This is a genomic window from Falseniella ignava CCUG 37419, assembly GCF_000301055.1.
GTDB classification, from domain to species: Bacteria; Bacillota; Bacilli; order Lactobacillales; family Aerococcaceae; genus Falseniella; species Falseniella ignava.
Window position 1 is genome coordinate 592,445 of record NZ_JH932300.1, and the last position, 17,638, is coordinate 610,082.

The 17,638-nt window shown below is 40.8% G+C and carries 13 protein-coding genes; 10 read left to right on the plus strand and 3 right to left on the minus strand.

Annotated features, from left to right (window positions below):
• Positions 1 to 58 precede the first annotated feature (58 nt).
• Positions 59 to 679, minus strand: a complete 621-nt coding sequence (plsY, locus tag HMPREF9707_RS02890; protein WP_006701220.1) for a glycerol-3-phosphate 1-O-acyltransferase PlsY — start codon at positions 677 to 679, stop codon at positions 59 to 61.
• Positions 680 to 775: 96 nt separating this feature from the next.
• Between plsY and parE the strand changes: the two genes are divergently transcribed.
• Genes parE through HMPREF9707_RS02905 form a run of 3 tightly spaced genes read left to right on the plus strand, consistent with a single transcriptional unit; the run spans position 776 to position 6,322 of the window.
• Positions 776 to 2,842 carry a DNA topoisomerase IV subunit B gene (gene parE / locus HMPREF9707_RS02895; RefSeq protein WP_006701221.1) on the plus strand — a complete coding sequence of 689 codons (2,067 nt, stop codon included), beginning with the start codon at positions 776 to 778 and terminating at the stop codon, positions 2,840 to 2,842.
• Between the two features lie 4 nt (positions 2,843 to 2,846).
• Positions 2,847 to 5,348, plus strand: coding sequence for a DNA topoisomerase IV subunit A (gene parC, locus HMPREF9707_RS02900; RefSeq protein ID WP_006701222.1), 2,502 nt, complete (start codon positions 2,847 to 2,849; stop codon positions 5,346 to 5,348).
• A gap of 44 nt (positions 5,349 to 5,392) precedes the next feature.
• Complete coding sequence (locus HMPREF9707_RS02905; RefSeq protein ID WP_006701223.1) at positions 5,393 to 6,322, plus strand: manganese-dependent inorganic pyrophosphatase; 930 nt, start codon at positions 5,393 to 5,395, stop codon at positions 6,320 to 6,322.
• Between the two features lie 609 nt (positions 6,323 to 6,931).
• Here the strand turns inward: HMPREF9707_RS02905 and HMPREF9707_RS02915 are convergent.
• Both HMPREF9707_RS02915 and HMPREF9707_RS02920 read right to left on the minus strand, forming a co-directional pair.
• Positions 6,932 to 8,635, minus strand: coding sequence for an Rqc2 family fibronectin-binding protein (locus HMPREF9707_RS02915; protein ID WP_006701224.1), 1,704 nt, complete (start codon positions 8,633 to 8,635; stop codon positions 6,932 to 6,934).
• A gap of 30 nt (positions 8,636 to 8,665) precedes the next feature.
• Positions 8,666 to 9,829 (minus strand): helix-turn-helix transcriptional regulator, encoded by a 1,164-nt coding sequence (locus HMPREF9707_RS02920; protein ID WP_006701225.1) that lies wholly within the window; start codon positions 9,827 to 9,829, stop codon positions 8,666 to 8,668.
• 186 nt (positions 9,830 to 10,015) lie between these two features.
• On the opposite strand from HMPREF9707_RS02920, the gene HMPREF9707_RS02925 reads away from it, so the two are divergent.
• The 7 genes from HMPREF9707_RS02925 to HMPREF9707_RS02955 all read left to right on the plus strand — a co-directional run bounded on the left by HMPREF9707_RS02925 (position 10,016) and on the right by HMPREF9707_RS02955 (position 17,433).
• The gene (locus HMPREF9707_RS02925; protein ID WP_006701226.1) at positions 10,016 to 11,293 is read left to right on the plus strand and encodes a Y-family DNA polymerase; all 1,278 of its coding nucleotides are present in this window, start codon (positions 10,016 to 10,018) and stop codon (positions 11,291 to 11,293) included.
• Between the two features lie 94 nt (positions 11,294 to 11,387).
• A complete protein-coding gene (locus tag HMPREF9707_RS02930) occupies positions 11,388 to 12,533 on the plus strand; it encodes a CapA family protein (protein ID WP_006701227.1) in 1,146 nt (381 codons plus the stop codon).
• A gap of 76 nt (positions 12,534 to 12,609) precedes the next feature.
• Positions 12,610 to 14,181 (plus strand): hypothetical protein, encoded by a 1,572-nt coding sequence (locus HMPREF9707_RS02935; protein ID WP_006701228.1) that lies wholly within the window; start codon positions 12,610 to 12,612, stop codon positions 14,179 to 14,181.
• Positions 14,182 to 14,277: 96 nt separating this feature from the next.
• The gene (locus HMPREF9707_RS02940; RefSeq protein ID WP_006701229.1) at positions 14,278 to 15,609 is read left to right on the plus strand and encodes a MurT ligase domain-containing protein; all 1,332 of its coding nucleotides are present in this window, start codon (positions 14,278 to 14,280) and stop codon (positions 15,607 to 15,609) included.
• Positions 15,610 to 15,625: 16 nt separating this feature from the next.
• A complete protein-coding gene (locus HMPREF9707_RS02945) occupies positions 15,626 to 16,228 on the plus strand; it encodes a class I SAM-dependent methyltransferase (RefSeq protein WP_006701230.1) in 603 nt (200 codons plus the stop codon).
• A gap of 2 nt (positions 16,229 to 16,230) precedes the next feature.
• A complete protein-coding gene (locus HMPREF9707_RS02950) occupies positions 16,231 to 16,902 on the plus strand; it encodes a uracil-DNA glycosylase (RefSeq protein ID WP_006701231.1) in 672 nt (223 codons plus the stop codon).
• A gap of 72 nt (positions 16,903 to 16,974) precedes the next feature.
• Complete coding sequence (locus HMPREF9707_RS02955) at positions 16,975 to 17,433, plus strand: hypothetical protein (RefSeq protein ID WP_006701232.1); 459 nt, start codon at positions 16,975 to 16,977, stop codon at positions 17,431 to 17,433.
• The last annotated feature ends 205 nt before the right edge of the window (positions 17,434 to 17,638 follow it).

Below are 17,638 nucleotides of genomic sequence, written 5' to 3' on the forward strand. Positions count from 1 at the left end.
TAAAAAATCTCAAAGCATGTATTGCTTTGAGATTTTTTGCATCGATGATTAAATGATTTTATTTTGAATCTTTACGCAATCCCCAACGAATACTAGGCTCTTGACCTTGTCTTAAGCGTTGGATATTATCTTTATGGCGATATAAGACGAAGAGCCATAGTAGGATAAATCCGATGCGTACAACGAGAATCGGGGAAGTCCATACGTAATAGCAAGCAATTAGCGTATAACTCAACATTGACGATAGACTGACGATACTGGTTAAATATAAAATAATAAAGAAAGCTAAAATGACTAGGATAGCAATTTTGTAGTCATAAGCTAGAAAAGCTCCCATCGAGGTTGCGACAATCTTGCCACCTTTGAAGTTCGCAAAAATCGGGTAGGCGTGTCCAATGACCGCGGCTAACATGGTTGCCATAATAACTCCTGGCTCGTTGAAAAAATGCTGCGCCAGTAAAACAGGGATAAATCCTTTCAACGCATCACAGAAAGCTACGATGACTGCCGCTCGAAATCCAAAATTTCGTCCGATATTGGTGGCACCTGTTCCTCCACTTCCATAATTGCGAACATCGCGTTGATGACGCATTTGACTATAGATTACACCGGATGGAATTGAGCCGATTAAATATGTTAGAATAATAAAGGCAATCGTGCCTATGTTGAAACAGGTCAAAATTATTACTCCTTTACGTTATAATTATTGAAATACTCTATTAATTATAGTGGAATCTGATAAAATTATAAAGCTAGAAATGAAAGAGGTGACGAATTGTCTGAAATAAACTTAAATCAGTATGATGATCAAGCGATCCAAATTTTAGAAGGGTTAGATGCGGTGCGCAAGCGTCCAGGAATGTATATTGGCTCAACGGACCAACGTGGCTTGCATCATTTAATCTATGAAATTGTAGACAACTCGGTTGATGAGGCACTGTCAGACTTTGCCGATCGAATCCAGGTTGAATTAATGGCAGACGGTAGCGTCAAAGTGATGGATAACGGCCGGGGGATGCCAACCGGTCTGCATGAAAGTGGCGTGCCAACCATTCAAGTTATTTTCACCGTACTTCATGCCGGTGGAAAGTTCGGTCAAGGTGGGTATAAGTCAGCGGGAGGTCTTCACGGTGTGGGGGCGAGTGTTGTTAACGCACTTTCTAGTCGCTTAACTGTCACCGTTTGGCGTGATAATCAATCCTTTACCATGCACTTCAAAGATGGCGGACACCCTCAAGGTGAGATGGAAGTGAAGCCGTGTCGCCATGCGAATGGAACGATGGTCCATTTTCTACCAGATCCAGCGGTATTTGGTTCAGCGCGTATTGATGCCAAGGTGATTGCGGAGCGACTGCGGGAGTCAGCTTTTTTACTTAAAGGCTTAGAAATCACTTTAATCGATCACGTCCATGAGACGGAAGATGTCTTCAAATACGATAACGGTCTGATTGATTTTATTCATTATTTAAATGAAGACAAAGATGCGATTGGCGATGTTATTGCGGGGTCCAGTCGTAATCAAGATTTTGAAGTGGACTTTGCGATGCAATACAATGACGGCTACTCAGAGACAGTGCTGTCCTTTGCCAATAATGTGCGTACTTATGGTGGGGGGACTCACGAGACTGGCTTAAAGACTGGGATGACCAAAGCCTTCAATGAATACGGTCGTCGCGTCGGTCTAATTAAGGAAAAAGATAAAAACTTAGAAGGGTCCGATATTCGGGAAGGATTGGTCTCGATTGTCTCAGTTCGGATTCCAGAGCAATATTTGCAGTTTGAAGGACAAACGAAGGATAAGCTTGGGACGCCAACGGCGCGACAAATTGTTGATAATTTCGTTTATGACTATTTAGTGGCCTTCTTAAATGAAAATGGCGCCTTCTCCCAAAATATCTTACGTAAGGCGCTAAAAGCCCGAGAGACACGCGAAGCAGCACGTAAAGCGCGTGATGCGGCTCGTAGTGGTACGAAGAAAAATCAACGTGAAAAACTTATTTCTGGCAAATTAGCTAAAGCCCAATCGAAAAATGCAGCCAAAAATGAACTCTATATTGTCGAGGGAGATTCCGCTGGGGGATCAGCTAAACTTGGCCGTGACCGAAAATATCAGGCGATTTTGCCACTGCGTGGTAAGGTAATTAATACCGAAAAAGCTTCGCTCGAAGATATTATGAAAAACGAAGAGATTAATACGTTAATTTATACGATCGGTGCGGGTGTCGGAAATGATTTTAATTTGGATGAAATCAACTATGACAAAATCATTATTATGACCGACGCGGATACCGATGGAGCGCATATTCAAGTGCTACTCTTGACGTTTTTCTATCGTTATATGAAGCCGTTGCTCGAAGCTGGCAAGGTTTATTTAGCCATGCCACCCCTTTACAAAGTCTCAAAAGGACGCGGGAAAAAAGAAGTCATCGAATACGCTTGGACGGACGAAGAATTAGCTGAAGTGACTCAAGAAATGGGACGTGGCTATGTGATTCAACGTTATAAAGGTCTCGGGGAGATGAATGCCGATCAATTGTGGGATACGACAATGAATCCTAAGACGCGATTATTAATCCGAGTTAATGTGGAAGATGATACGTTATCCGAGCGTCGTTTAACGACCTTAATGGGGAATAAAGTCGCTCCGCGTCGTAAATGGATTGAAGAAAACGTGCAATTTACCTTAGACGAAGAAGATACGTTATTAAATGATTCGCAACCAAGTACGGTTGATCCAACATTACTGAAAGAAAGATCTGAACAAAATTCAACAGAAATAACGTCTAGTTCTCAAAAGGATGATTTTGCGGATCAATTGAATTTATTTGGAGAGGAGGATTAAGTGAATGGGTACGATCCACGAACAAATTGAAGATTTAACGTTTACTAATATTATTGAAGACCGGTTCGGTCGATATTCCAAATATATTATTCAAGACCGCGCGTTACCAGATATACGAGATGGTTTGAAGCCGGTTCAGCGTCGGATTCTTTATGCGATGTATCAAGACCGTAATACGTATAACCAACCTTACCGTAAATCTGCTAAAACGGTCGGGAATGTTATTGGTAATTTTCACCCGCATGGGGATAGTTCGGTCTATGAAGCGATGGTTCGAATGGGACAAGACTGGAAATTCCGTGAGCCGTTGATTGATATGCACGGGAATAAAGGGAGTATGGATGGGGATCCACCGGCAGCAATGCGTTATACCGAAGCCCGTCTTGCTAAAATATCCGATGCGTTACTCCAAGATATTAATCATGAGACGGTAGACTATGCGCTAAACTTTGACGATACGTTGGAAGAACCGGTTGTGTTACCGGCTCGTTTTCCTAATTTATTAGTTAATGGGGCGACTGGGATTTCAGCCGGTTATGCGACAGATATTCCACCGCATAATTTAGCGGAAGTGATTGATGCGGTCATTCACTTGATTCAACATCCAAACTGTACGGTAGAGGATTTGTTAACGCATATTCAAGGGCCTGACTTTCCGACCGGAGGGATTATTTACGGTCAAGATGAATTGAAAGAAGCTTATCGGACCGGGCAAGGTAAGATTGTAGTTCGAGGCAAAACAGAAATTGAAAAGTTAAAGGCGGGTAAAAGCCAAATTGTGATTACTGAATTGCCATATGAGGTAAATAAGTCGAAGTTAGTGCAAAAACTCGATGAAATTCGACTCGATAGCCAGTTGGAAGGGATTGTCGAAGTACGAGACGAGTCCGATCGCAATGGCGTTCGCGTTGTGGTTGAATTGAAACGCGATGTCAATCCACAAGATGTCTTGAACTATCTCATCAAACATTCCGAGATTGAAGTGAATTATCACTTCAATATGGTGGCAATCTATCATCGTCAACCGGTTTTAGCGAATTTGAAGACGATGATTGAAGCGTATGTCGAGCACCAACAAGAAGTCATCGAACGTCGGACACGTCATTTGTTAACGCAAGATCAAGACCGACTGCATATTGTTGATGGTTTGATTCATTTAATGTCGATTTTGGATGAAGTGATTCATGTGATTCGCGCCAGCGAGAATAAAGCGGACGCGAAAAGTAATATTATGAAGCAATTTGACTTTACCGAACCTCAAGCGGAGTCGATTGTTTCGTTGCAGCTTTATCGTCTGACTAATACAGATATTGTGGCACTGCAAAATGAACGCCTTGAATTAAATGAGCGCATTGCGATGTACCACAATATTTTAAATAATTCCGAGATTTTAGATAAAGTAGTTATTCAAGAATTAAAAGAAATTAAAAAAACGCATGCGACACCAAGACTGACACAAGTTGAAGCAGAGATTAAAGAAGTCACGATTGATGCGACCTTATTGATACCAGAAGAACAAGTCATTGTTTCGGTGACGAATGAGGGCTACATCAAGCGCACGAGCCGTCGAAGCTTCCAGTCATCGGATACATATGATTTAGCATTGCGTGAGATGGACTATACGCTCTTCTTGGAGCCGATGAGTACTTACGATACGTTGATTTTACTGACAAGTCATGGAAATTACCTCTATATTCCAGTCCACGAATTACCAGATATTCGCTGGAAGGATATGGGTGTTCACTTATCTCAGCATTATCAACTTGAAGCAGATGAACGTATTTTGAGTGTTTATCGCGGAGCTTATCATTTGGATCAAGCTGAAAGTCGTGATGAAACGACCGCTATCTTGATGTTGACTCAACAAGGTATGATTAAGCAGACGCTATTGAAAGATTTTGTACAATTTAGAAGTTACCGTTCGCGTTCATCGATGGCGATGAAATTGAAGGTGGGTGACCAAATAGTTGCGACGATGTTGACGCAGCAAAATGAGCAGCAACAGATCTTAGTTACAACTTATGATAGCTACTGTGTACGTTACCCAGTCAGTGAAGTTTCAACACTTGGGTTGAAAGCTCAAGGGGTGATTGCCGTGAACTTACGCGATGATGATTATGTAGTGAGTGGCAATACATTTGTGGATGATACGCAACAATTTGTGGTCTTGACTCAACGTGGCAATATTAAACGCTTCAGAGCTGACGAAATTCCTCTAACGAGTCGGGCTGCTCGAGGATTAACATTGCTGAAAGAATTGAAATCACAACCGCATCGGATTATCGATGTACTGGCGGTAGACGAGACGACACCGGTCGTTGTTCAAGGCGATACCGGCCACTTTGTTGAGCTAACCAGTGAGGAGATTCCACTTTCCGCTCGTTTGACCAACGGTTCAGCGGTACAAGAGTTAGATCAATTAGGACGTGTTGTGGCGCTCCATCCAGCTAATTTAACTTTAGCAGATCAAGAAGATACAAGTGATTCAGCTAATACTTCACAATAATTTATGGTATACTGAATTCGCAAAGTAGGATTAAGGAGGAAGTTATGAGCAAATTATTAGTTTTTGGACATTTAAATCCTGATACCGATGCGATTGGTGCAGCAATTGCTTATGCACATTTTTTAAATCAAATCGGTGAGGAAACTGAAGCCGTTGCATTGGGTACGCCAAACGATGAGACACGTTTTGCACTGGAGCATTTCAATGTGCCGGTGCCTCGAGTGATCGAACAAGCCGCTCCAGAAGTTGAGCGTGTGGCGCTAGTTGACCATAATGAGTTTGCCCAATCTGTCGCGGATATTCGTGACGTTCAGATCGACTACGTCGTGGATCACCACCGAATTGCCAATTTTGAGACAGCAGGACCACTTTACTATCGTGCAGAACCGATCGGCAGTACGTCGAGTGTGCTTTTCAAACTTTATCAAGAAAAGGGAATTGAGATTCCAACTGACGTTGCGGGTATGATGTTATCGGCAATTATTTCAGATACATTGTTATTCAAATCCCCAACTTGCACACCTGAAGATGTGAAGATTGCACAGCAGTTGGCTGAAATTGCTCAAGTTGATGTAAATGAGTATGGCATCCAAATGTTGAAAGCAGGGGCAGATGTGTCTGCTCGATCCGCGATGGATATTGTTGATGGCGATGCGAAAACGTTTGATATGAACGGGCATAAAGTTCGAATCGGTCAAGTTAATACCGTAGGATTCGTAGATATTTTGAAGCGCAAAGCTGAATTTCTTGACGTGATGCAGTCTGAATTGAGCAAGCATGACTATGCGATATTCTTATTAGTGATTACTGATATTTTGGAAAATGACTCGATTGGTCTCGTCGTAGGTGGCGACACAACGCCTGTCACCAAAGCGTTTGACCAGGCTATTACTGACAACCAGTTGAATTTACCACAAATTGTATCGCGTAAGAAACAAGTGGTCCCACCGCTAACTGACGCTTATATGAGCTAATGAAGGTTGATAGAGTAGAGTTGAATTAAAACAGCGCGAAAGTCTGGAGAAAGGTCACTTCTCCAGGCTTTTTTGCGTTGAAGTGAGGAGAGTAGTTACGATTGAAAGGAGTAGTGTGAGATTTGTATGCTTGCTTATTTGGGATTGTTTGTCGGTGTTGTTCAGCTTGTAGGGTTGAGTTGAACAAAGTAGGCGAGATTGTTCAGTTTGTCGGGTTGAGTTGAACAAAGTTGATGGAGTTGTTCAGTTTGTCGGGTTGAGTTGAACAAAGTAGGCGGGGTTGTTCAGTTTGTCGGGTTTAGTTGAACAAATGAAGTGCGAAACTTCATCTGCGCCTGCTGAGCTGGAGTTAGTTGTGCCGGAACTCCATCTGAAGATGACTGAGTTGGAGTTGTTTGTGCCGGAACTCCATCTGAGGGATGCTGAGCTGGAGTTTCTCACACCGCAACTTCATCTCAGGGTGGTTGAGCTGAAGTTCACCCTGCGAGTGCCAACAGCTCAGGCTCGCCCTAGGCAGAAGCTCAAGCCCCACTGATTTCACAATCCCACCCCCACACAAAAATCCCTCATCCAAATTTGATGAGGGATTTCTCTAACAGGGTGTTACCACTAGTCTTGCACCTGCTCCTTCGATTTGATTTCTTCTTCCACTGGGGTAACGAACAACGTTTCTTGACCTTCGTAGATGACAAAGCCAGGTTTGGCACCGTTAGGCTTGCGCAAGGCTTTGAGTTGCACTAAGTCGACGGGAACGTTGGCTGAATGGGAAGATTTTGAGTGGTAGGCAGCAATTTCTGCGGCTTCTTGGATCGTCTCCGGACTAGGGTCTACTGATTCAATCACAACGTGAGCCCCTGGGATATCTTTAGCATGGAGCCACCAATAGTTTTTGTGAGAGTTGCGGACACTCAATTGGTCATTTTGATGATTATTACGCCCAACTAAGATGCGCGTCTCGTCCTTCGCAACATATACCCGAGGGCGTGATTTGGAAGTGGCGCGCTTTTTGATTTGTTTCTTATGTTGAGCCATATAACCCTCTTGACGCAACTCGTCTTTGATATCCTCGATATCGGCTACAGTGGCTTGCGAAATTTGGACGAGCACACTTTCGAGGTATTGATTTTCCTGCTGAGTTAGCTGTTCTTGCTGATCAATATATTTTAGGGAGTCACGGTATTTTGAATATTTACGAAAATAAGCTTGGCTATTATCAATGGCTGAAAGTTGTGGATCTAATTCAATCGTTATCGGTTCGTTGGTATAATAGTTGGTTACCGTGGCTTGAGTTTGACCGCGCTGAATGCTTGAAGCAAAGGCACTGAGTAGCTCACCTTTTAATTTATATTCATCGGCTTTTTGTGCGACCACTCGATCGCGTTGCAGTTCCGTTAATTTCTTGTCGTTGCGTTTCAAAATACGTTGGATATGTTGTGACAAATCTCCTGAGAGCTGCTTGATGTGGTCTAAGCGTGCTTTTTCAGTATAGTAGTAATCCAAAGAGGCTCCAAGCGAGGCGAAATATTGTCGCTCACCTTCAATAACAGGTAGATCCGCAGAATAAAATTGTACCGGGTCCGGTTGGTTGAAAACGACAGGTTGCTTCTCGCTAAAGAGGCCCAACAAACGTTCGAGGGCAACTTCAACCGTATCACCTTGTTCAAGCCAACTTAAAAGTTGTTGGTTCGTTATTTTCGACAAACCTTGAATCACGCGGTGAGCCTGACCAGATTCAATCGTTTCCCGATTTATTTTTGCAAATGCTGACCTTGCCTCATCCGATAATTTAAAGAGATTTACTTGTTGTTCTTGTTGAGGAGGTAGACGATATTCTGCTCCGGCTTGTAATGTGCGGTACGTATTTTGGCTAGCAGGGACATGCTTAATACAATCAATAATAGTTTGTGTCGCAGGATTAATTAAAACAATATTACTGTGGCGTCCCATCAGTTCAAAAATCAATTGATAGTGGAGGTTATCCTCCAGTTCGTTCCGGCTCGATAAATCAAAAATCAGAATGCGATCATTTTCCAGTTGTGTAATATTTTGAATGACAGCATTTTCAATGTGTTTACGTAACAACATACAAAACATTGGTGCTTGCTTAGGATTATTTGACCGTTCTTCGGTTAAATGAATCCGATAATAGACCGGATGAATTGAAGCTGTTAAGCGGTGATTTTGACCATTGGACCGGATGACGAGTTGAATTTCTTGTAAAAAGGGTTGATAAATTTTATTAATTTTTCCGCCGATTAAGTGATCTGCGAGCTCTTGTTGCATCATATGTGTATAGAAACCATCAAAAGACATAAGAACCTCCTTGAGTTGGATATCGAAAGACTACTGGATCATCGATTTTGCATATTGAGACGGGCTCATGCCAAAAGCTTGGTTAAAGGCACGTGAGAAATATTGAATCGATCCGTACCCGAGATAGTCGGCAATTTGTGATAAAGTCATTTGCGTATTACGAATCATCTGTTTACTACGATCCAGTCTAACTTGATTGATATAATTTTTGGGTGTCATATTCAAATATTTTTTAAATAAATTTTGAAGTGTTGAACGTGATAAGGCAAAGTGCTCCACTAAGTCATTCACTTGATTATGCGTGGCGATATTTTGATCTAAGAAATCTAAAATCGATTGGAACAAATCATTTTCATAATTTTCACGCATCGATGTGATTGGTTCTTCAGCGGTTGGCGTTTGTCCTTGAATCAGTTGCAAGATCAATGTTGTTAATTTTAGTTTGATTTCATCGTTTGGATAGACAAATTGTTCTGGGTACTCAGCTAACTTGACAATCCGCTCAATCATTTGACGATTGGCGGTGCCAAGATTCATCGGTTGCGCAAGTGCGGACTCAGGAATGCCACTGGCTTCAAATAAAATCGAAATATAGGCGACCATCTCAGAACTTCCTTGCTGCTTCTGATAAGGTTGATCCGATCGTAGGATTAGGCAATCGTTTTTCTTAATATGTTGATGATCTGAATCAATGATGACGTCCAATTCGCCTTGATCGATAACTAGTAATTCATAGTAAGGGCCTAGGTAAAAAGGAATCGATTCGGAGTGAGATTTCATTTGGTAAATAATGCCATAAATATGGTCTACCGATAATTGCGTCTTAAATTCTCCACTTGTCAGAAGTTGAGCAGAAGAAAACATCTTCGGTGCGGCTTGTGACGTTGGCTGCATATAGACCGTACAATCACGTGTCACCGTCAAAGTATTAAAGTAGACCCCTGGATTCACTTGAATATGATCCGCTAAAATATAAGATTGGTAGGTTGATGGATCTGACGGGTCTTTGGCAAATACTACCAAGGCAAGTCCTTCGAACGGTTTTAAGTGTACTTTTTTAGTAAAACGAAGAAAAACTTGCGAATCGTGCTTATTGATTGTCACTTTCTTTTTCAAGCTAATCTGATTCGATTGATTTGCAGATACGAACGAGAAAAACTCGGTTGATTTTTCGGATGTTGTTTTAAAAAACATAACTTTTTGTCACCTCCTGTTGATTTTTTTAGTAGAATTGTTATCTAAATTATACATGATATCAATTCTGAATCGCAAGGGGCAATCGTCTGCGCCGATTGATTCTTCATTAATTATGAGTGAAAAACTTCTTGCAAAAACGAACGTATGTTCGTATACTAGAAAATGACGAGGAGGGTGGATGACATGGATTTGAAATCACTTCAATTGCCGCAAGAAGACGTCTTCTGTATTGATTGTAAGAGTTTCTTTGCTTCGGTAGAATCTTTAAAGCGTTGTTTACACCCACTCGAATCGCGATTATGTGTGGTGAGTCGAGATGATCATCGCAGTGGATTAGTCTTAGCGAGTTCCATGTCAATGAAGCAGCATTATGGCATTAAGACCGGGACACGAACGTATGAGATACCACAAGGACTTGATGATATTTTATTAGTACCACCAAGAATGGCGACTTATATCGAAGAAAATCGTAAATTGAATGAGATTTTATTACGTTTTGTTTCAGCGGAAGATTGGCATCCTTATAGTATTGATGAAGGTTTTATCAATGTTACAGCGAGCCGTCTACTTTATGGCTCCCCAATGCAGCTTGCTCAACTTATTCAACAAACGATTTGGCAAGAGTTAAATTTGGTCGTTTCGATTGGGATTGGGCGCAATCCACTGATGGCCAAATTAGCGCTAGATTTAGATGCGAAACATCAAGCACCGACGTATATTTCCCAGTGGGATTATAACACTATTCCTGAAAAATTATGGCCGATCGATGATTTAAATTCAGTTTGGGGGATTGGTAAGCGCACTGAGCGCCGCCTGAATCAACTGAATATTTATTCGATGGAGGACTTAGCGCAGGCGGATCTTGCTTTACTTAAAAAAGAATTTGGTATCATTGGCGAACAACTCTATTATCATGCGTATGGTATTGATTTTAGTGACTTTTCAGAACGTTATATTCCACAGAGCAAAGGATTTGGCAAGTCACAAGTTTTGACCAAAGATTACCGAAGCCGCGCTGAAATCGAACGGGTAATTAGTGAGATGACCGATCAAGTTGCAGCTCGGTTAAGAAAACACCACTTTCAAGCGCGTAAAATTCATCTATCACTCGGTTTTTCAAGGTCGTGTTATGCGCCTCGCTTTTCTCATCAAATGACGGTGGATGGTACAGCATCATCATTCGATTTGATCGAAGCAATGTTGCAGCTGTTTCGTCAACATTATCGAGGACATCCGGTTCGGAGTATTGCGGTTCAACTCGGCGACATTCAAGTGGAAAGTGGTATGCAGTTGAATCTTTTTGAGGATCCAGCGGTAAGAGAACGTCGATTTTGCTTGGAACGCACGATTGATCAGTTGCGGGATCATTACGGTTACCAAAGTGTAGTGCGAACTAGCAGTTTAATGCCGGGAGCAACAGCTATTGCGAGATCAAAGTTGGTAGGAGGGCATTTGGGTTAATTTTTTTGAGGATGCTTTATTCATCTAAATATAGTAAAATCATGCTAAGTAATATCAATTAACGATAATGATAAATAGAAGTAAGGAGAAATCAATGAAATTCAAAAAGCGCTGTGGATGGTTAATCCCATTAATTTTCCTCGCGGGTTGTGTCAATCCAGAAGTACAGCAACATATGCAAAATGAATCTCCGACACCCGCGACGACCATCGAAGAAACCACTGTCGAACAGGATTCTTCTGAAATTGAAAGTACCGTTGTAATCCGGTCGATTGGCGATATTTTAATTCACGATACGGTGTTTTATGATGCAGCAACTGAAGATGGCTATAATTTTGATCATATGTTTGCGCCAGTGAAGCCGTACCTTGAGAATGCGGATATTACGACAGCTAACTTAGAAGTGATTGCAGCGGGTGAAGATTATGGCATCTCAACGTATCCTTTCTTCAATTCGCCTGAGGAAATTATTCCTGCGTTGCAAAATGTTGGGGTTGATATTGTGAGTAACGCGACCAATCATACCATGGATTTAGGTGGGCCTGGTGCTTATGCTTCCATTGCGAATTTACAAAAATATGGTTTAGAATATGTGGGTAGCTATGAATCATGGGAAGATTACCGCCGCCCACGAATTATTGAGAAAAATGGGATAAAATTTGGCTTCTTATCGTATTCCTATGGAACGAATGGTAACCCGATTCCTGAAGGAGAGGAGCATTTAATCACTTTGATTGATAAGGACGTTATTCGTGAAGAAGTTCAAGCACTCAATGAACTCGTTGATGTTTCAATTGTGGTCTTCCAAATGGGTGAGGAGTATGAGTTTCTGCCAGTAGAAAATCAATATCATATCGCACAAGTGACACGAGATGCGGGGGCTTCCTTTATTTTAGGTGGACATCCACACATTGTTCAGCCGTTTATTCGTTACAATGCGCATCAAGGTGGCTGGTTCTCCCACGGAAACTTCTTATCTGGACAATATGAAGAACATACCCGAATTGGCGGAATTGGTGAATATTGTTTCCATAAATTGGCCAATGGTGAAGTGATCTTAGGAAAGATTCGCTTTATGCCAACATATAATATCGGAATGCCTGAAACGACAGAATATTATGTGGTTCCGTTAGCGGATGCGAGTGAGTATGGCTTCTATAACTCGGACTATTGGATGGAAGAGTTGCGCGACCGGATGAGCTACTTTACCGACGTTGAAGTGGTCGATTACTTAGATTAAATTAAAATTTGATTAAAACACGAAATCATGCAAGATTTCGTGTTTTTTTGTGTACTTATTAATGGAGGTGTAAATTATGAAAAAATTCTATTGTCTCTTAAGTATTGTCTTATCGTTGTTTAGTTCGTGTTTTACGACTGCTTTAGAAATACCCGAGCCGTATATTTTAGCTCAAACGATTCCCAATGTTCCAGTAAGCTGCGATGAATGTATTATTCAATTGAGGCAAGGCGAGGCGCCAGTAGACCCTCAAGCTGATCTGAGGCAATCAATGCATCAGGCGATTCAAGAACTTTCAGCTCGGTACGATCAAATCAATGAACAGATTTATCAACTTGAATCAGGTTCCAGCGAATCTGTTACTTGGGCACAAGAAGAATTAAGCAATTTGTTGGAAGAATTATATATTTGGTATCAACAAAATGATGAGGAGTTTAATTCATTGGACCAGGCAGTACAGTCAGATAAAATTTCACAAGATGAATCAGTAATGCAATGGGTCCATTATATCGAACAATTGAATCAGCAAATCAATCAATTAAAGGTAGAGCAGTCTGATATTGAAGTGGAGCATCAACAATTGTTGAATCAACTGAATGAAGTAACGCAAGCGGAAATAACACAAGATGATACGCAAACGATATACAATCAATGTTTGCTTTATCCATATTCGGTCAAAGCGTATCCATTAGAGGGTGTGATGTTGAATTCTCAAGTTCCCCTCGATCAGTATTTAAGTCAAATAGATGCAATTTTAAAAGAAATTGTGCCCAAAGCGTATCAAGTCGTAACCTATGAACAAATTTATCAAGCATTTAATACTTTGATTGATGAGTCAGAATTAAAGTTGCGGTTGCACGGAAAAACAAATATGTCGATTGATCCTACAGCGTATGAACCTTATCGATACGCTAAAGAATTGAGCTTAGCCGATATTCAAACGGTCGCAGAATTTGGTCAAAAAGATTATTATCGTACGCAACAACTGATAGATTATCAAACGCTCTATCAGCGTATTGTGCACCTTAAAGGTGAGCAATGGGATTATTTTCATCAGATTAATCAAGAAATCTTCCAAGCATTAAAAGAACAGCTCGTTAATTACTTAAATGATCAATCACTGAATAAAGATATAGATATTGAACAAGTGCGAAAATTACATCAAAAATATCAGTTGCAATTAGCTATCTATGATGAAAATAGCCAACAATGGCAAAGTGTCGAAGCGGGGAATGGCTATACAACACGTTTTGCATCTCGACAAGTTTTGATTGATACTCCCGTTAATTCTAATGATATCTCATCAACAACGACCGTTGAATCAACTTCTCAATCTCCGATGGAGAATCACTTAGATCAAATAAAAGAACGAATCTTAAAAGAGCAGGCTTTAAGTAACCCAGAAAAACCTTCGACCAGCCAAAAACCGAAACCTCAACGTAATGCCCCGGAGGTGAAACAAAATTCTACGCAGGAAACAACCCAGCGTTTAAAGAATGATCAAGTCTCACTGCCTTCAACTGGAGAATTATTAAGCTATACGTTGATCGGTTTAGCAATTTGCCTTGTTGGTGGGGGCATCGTTGCGATAAATTATTCAAAGCGAAAAGCTTACCGAAAAAAAATAGATGAAATTGAACTTGATTAATTAAAAAGTCATTTTCATTAAGAAGGAAATAATGCACTGAAAAAAGGAGATATGCTATAATAGACAAGTATTTTAATGATGAAGGAGAACAAAAATATGAATTTGAAGACAAGAATCATTCGAATGCTTGCGAACGGATCACGGGAAGTATTGAGCCGATTAACTCAGGGGGGAAGTAGCTTCCCAGGGAAGTTGGCTTTGACGTTAGACCCGCATATTTTAGCTTCTCTAACAAAAAATTATCAAATCATGGTGATTACAGGAACCAATGGAAAGACGATGACTACGGCACTATGCGCACAGATGGCGCGACAAAAAGGTTATCAAATTGTGACGAATGCATCCGGTTCGAATATGATTCAAGGGATTGTAGGTGCCTTTCTTGCTGCCGAGCCGCTTAAAGCAGGGGAGAAGGGACTGGCCATTCTAGAAATTGATGAAGGCTCCTTAAATAAAATTCTCCAATATTTTCAACCAGATGTATTCATCCATACTAATTTATTTGAAGACCAAATGGATCGATATGGTAGCGTTCAGGCGGTAGCGAATCTATTAGAAGAAGCAGCTCGTCGCTCTCCTGAAGCACAGGTTATTGCGAACGGTGATTCCCCATACTTGCATATGCCAGATTTAGAGAACGAACGACTGTATTTCGGTTTTGATTATTCAACGCAGTCGGATGCTCACTTTGAACCGGTGTCAGTGAATGAACCGTGTCCAAAGTGTCAACATACTCTCACGTATAAATATCTTAGCTACGGTAATTTAGGAGATTATTTATGTCCGTCTTGTGGCTTGAGTCGTCCATCATTAGATTATCGTATGATGGACATTATTGAACTTGATGCGGATTACGCGAAAGTCGCTTTTGACGAAGTAGAATATGAATTACCAATGGGCGGCATGTACAATGTATATAATGCTTTAGCTGCTTATGCTTTCGGTCGCTATCTAGAGTGTACGCCTGAGCAGATTCAAGCTGCCTTTTCAGGTGCTCCTCGTATTTCAGGGCGTCAAGAAGTCGTTGAATACCAAGGTAAGGAAATTCATTTGAATTTAATCAAAAATACAGTTGGGATGGAGCAGACGCTGGATTTAATTGGCTTAACGAACGAACCGATGAGTATAGTCTTTATAATTAATAACCAACCTGCGGATGGCGAAGATATTGGTTGGTTACAACAAGTTGATTTCGATCGGATGGCCTCATATCCGATAAAAAAAATTGTTACAAGTGGGATGTGTCAGCAAGCCATCACTGAGGAGCTCGAACGCAGTGCGCTATCCGTTCCAATCCAACCAATGAGTGTTGGCGACGTTGTACAATGGATACAACAGACTGATGAAACAACGATTCATATTGTTGCTTCATATACTGCAATGATGGCATTTCGTAAGGTGTTGACTGACCAAGGAATCATTGACTAAAAGAGAGGTGAGCGCATTGGATCAGCCACTGGAGATCGATGATCAATTCTTAAATATCCAAACTCAATCGATTATTTATTGGGGTTCTGAACAACCGATGCATTATGAAAGTGAGCCAACAAGTTATTCGATTTTACAATATTTATTGGATTATTTGACAGTAAGCTCGCAAGATGTACTGGTAGATTTTGGTTGTGGAACAGGGCGTGTCTTGTGCTTTATGAATTATCAATTGAATTTGGTGGTGCGAGGCGTAGAATCCCACCCGACGACATTAAAGTTATTGAAGCAAAATACTTCGGATTATTTTAAAGCACATCCTAACCAGCCGCCGATTGAATTGTATCCAGTGAGTGCCCAGGATTATTTGATGCAAGCCGATGAGACGTTGTATTACTTCTTCAATCCATTTGCATTACCGATTTTCAAACAAGTGGTACGAAATATTGAAAAATCTATCGAGCAATTTCCACGGACAGTGCGATTAATCTGTTATTATCCTTACCACTTTAAAAAGTTTCTAGAGACGGAATCGATTTTTGAGCCTATCCAGGAAATAACTGTTCCGACGGGAGATTGGACCGATTATTTTATTATTTATCAAAATAAGGAGCGATAACTTTGGATTTTGTAGCAAATGGTTGGCAACCTTTCTTTAAACAGGCAGCCAAGCAAGAGAGTTTTCATCATTTAACACACTTTCTTGAAAAGGAATTGCAGGAACATACCGTGTATCCACCACAAGCAGAGTGGTTTCAAGCCTTTGAGATAACACCTTTTAATCAAGTCAAAGTCGTGATTTTAGGACAAGACCCATATCACGGTGAACAACAAGCCAATGGATTGAGCTTTTCAGTGAAGCGAGGCGTTGTGATTCCACCGTCTTTAAGAAATATTTATCAAGAGCTTGAACAAGATTTAGGAATCAAACCTGCTTCTCACGGTGATTTATCTGCTTGGGCTCGTCAAGGAGTGTTACTGATGAATACGGTATTGACGGTGAGGGCGCATCAAGCGCATTCGCATCGCGGTCAAGGTTGGGAAGAGTTGACGGACTATTTAATCGAAACACTCAATCGTTCACCGCATCCGATTGTCTATATCTTATGGGGAAGGGCAGCGCAACAGAAAGCGGCGCTCATTGATACGACACGTCATCATATTATTACTTCTGCGCACCCGAGTCCGTTGTCCGCTTATCGAGGTTTTTTCGGTTCTCGTCCATTTTCGAAAGCAAATCAATTTTTGATTGAGACAGGCCAACAACCTATTCATTGGGAATTACCTCAATAATTATCAAAACGAATGACAAATCCATTTGAAAGCGTTACAATAAATGTGAACTATAAAAAAGGAGGATATCTGATGAGTCATACTGTCTATACCGTATATTGGGAAAATCGTCTTGCTGAAAAACGAAAAGAGCATGGTAGTTATCCATCTGAAGAAGCCGCCCGAAGTGCCATCGAAACATGGTGGGAAATCCATAAAGAAAAATATCATGATGTTGAAGAGCATCGTACAAATAGTGGAGCACTAGAAATCAGTTATGGCGATCCGAATTATGTTTATCGAATTGAAGCTCGTCAGAGTGAGCATCCTTTACCTAAGTCAAATTATAAGTTAATGCCTGCCGGTCAAGTTGACTCGCTTCGTCAACAGCTTCATCTTGATGAAGACCAACTATTATTCGATCAATTGGCAGAGCCGTATCGTGATCGCCTCATTAAAGTCATGGTCACGGGTGAAAAAGCGCGCGAATATATCTACAATTCGCATGGTGAACCGATTATTAAAGTTAAAGACTTAAATAAAACAAACTAACAATATGATTACAAAAAATCCTGCAATGCATTGAGTCATTGTAGGATTTTTGTTGTGAAATATTATTGGATTTGAGAATGATATTCGACGAACTTACTTGGATTTGTAAATCCAAATAGATTTTTCGTCTGAATCATCTTAGATTTGTAAATCCAAATAGGTTTACATTCTGAATCATCTTGGATTTGTAAATCCAAATAGGTTT

What these genes read in the sequence shown, in the direction of transcription:
- parC (WP_006701222.1), top strand. Translation starts at nt 2,847, where the DNA reads ATGGGTACGATCCACGAACAAATTGAAGATTTAACGTTTACTAATATT.
- HMPREF9707_RS02905 (WP_006701223.1), top strand. Translation starts at nt 5,393, where the DNA reads ATGAGCAAATTATTAGTTTTTGGACATTTAAATCCTGATACCGATGCG.
- HMPREF9707_RS02915 (WP_006701224.1), bottom strand. Translation starts at nt 8,635, where the DNA reads ATGTCTTTTGATGGTTTCTATACACATATGATGCAACAAGAGCTCGCA.
- HMPREF9707_RS02920 (WP_006701225.1), bottom strand. Translation starts at nt 9,829, where the DNA reads ATGTTTTTTAAAACAACATCCGAAAAATCAACCGAGTTTTTCTCGTTC.
- HMPREF9707_RS02925 (WP_006701226.1), top strand. Translation starts at nt 10,016, where the DNA reads ATGGATTTGAAATCACTTCAATTGCCGCAAGAAGACGTCTTCTGTATT.
- HMPREF9707_RS02930 (WP_006701227.1), top strand. Translation starts at nt 11,388, where the DNA reads ATGAAATTCAAAAAGCGCTGTGGATGGTTAATCCCATTAATTTTCCTC.
- HMPREF9707_RS02935 (WP_006701228.1), top strand. Translation starts at nt 12,610, where the DNA reads ATGAAAAAATTCTATTGTCTCTTAAGTATTGTCTTATCGTTGTTTAGT.
- HMPREF9707_RS02940 (WP_006701229.1), top strand. Translation starts at nt 14,278, where the DNA reads ATGAATTTGAAGACAAGAATCATTCGAATGCTTGCGAACGGATCACGG.
- HMPREF9707_RS02955 (WP_006701232.1), top strand. Translation starts at nt 16,975, where the DNA reads ATGAGTCATACTGTCTATACCGTATATTGGGAAAATCGTCTTGCTGAA.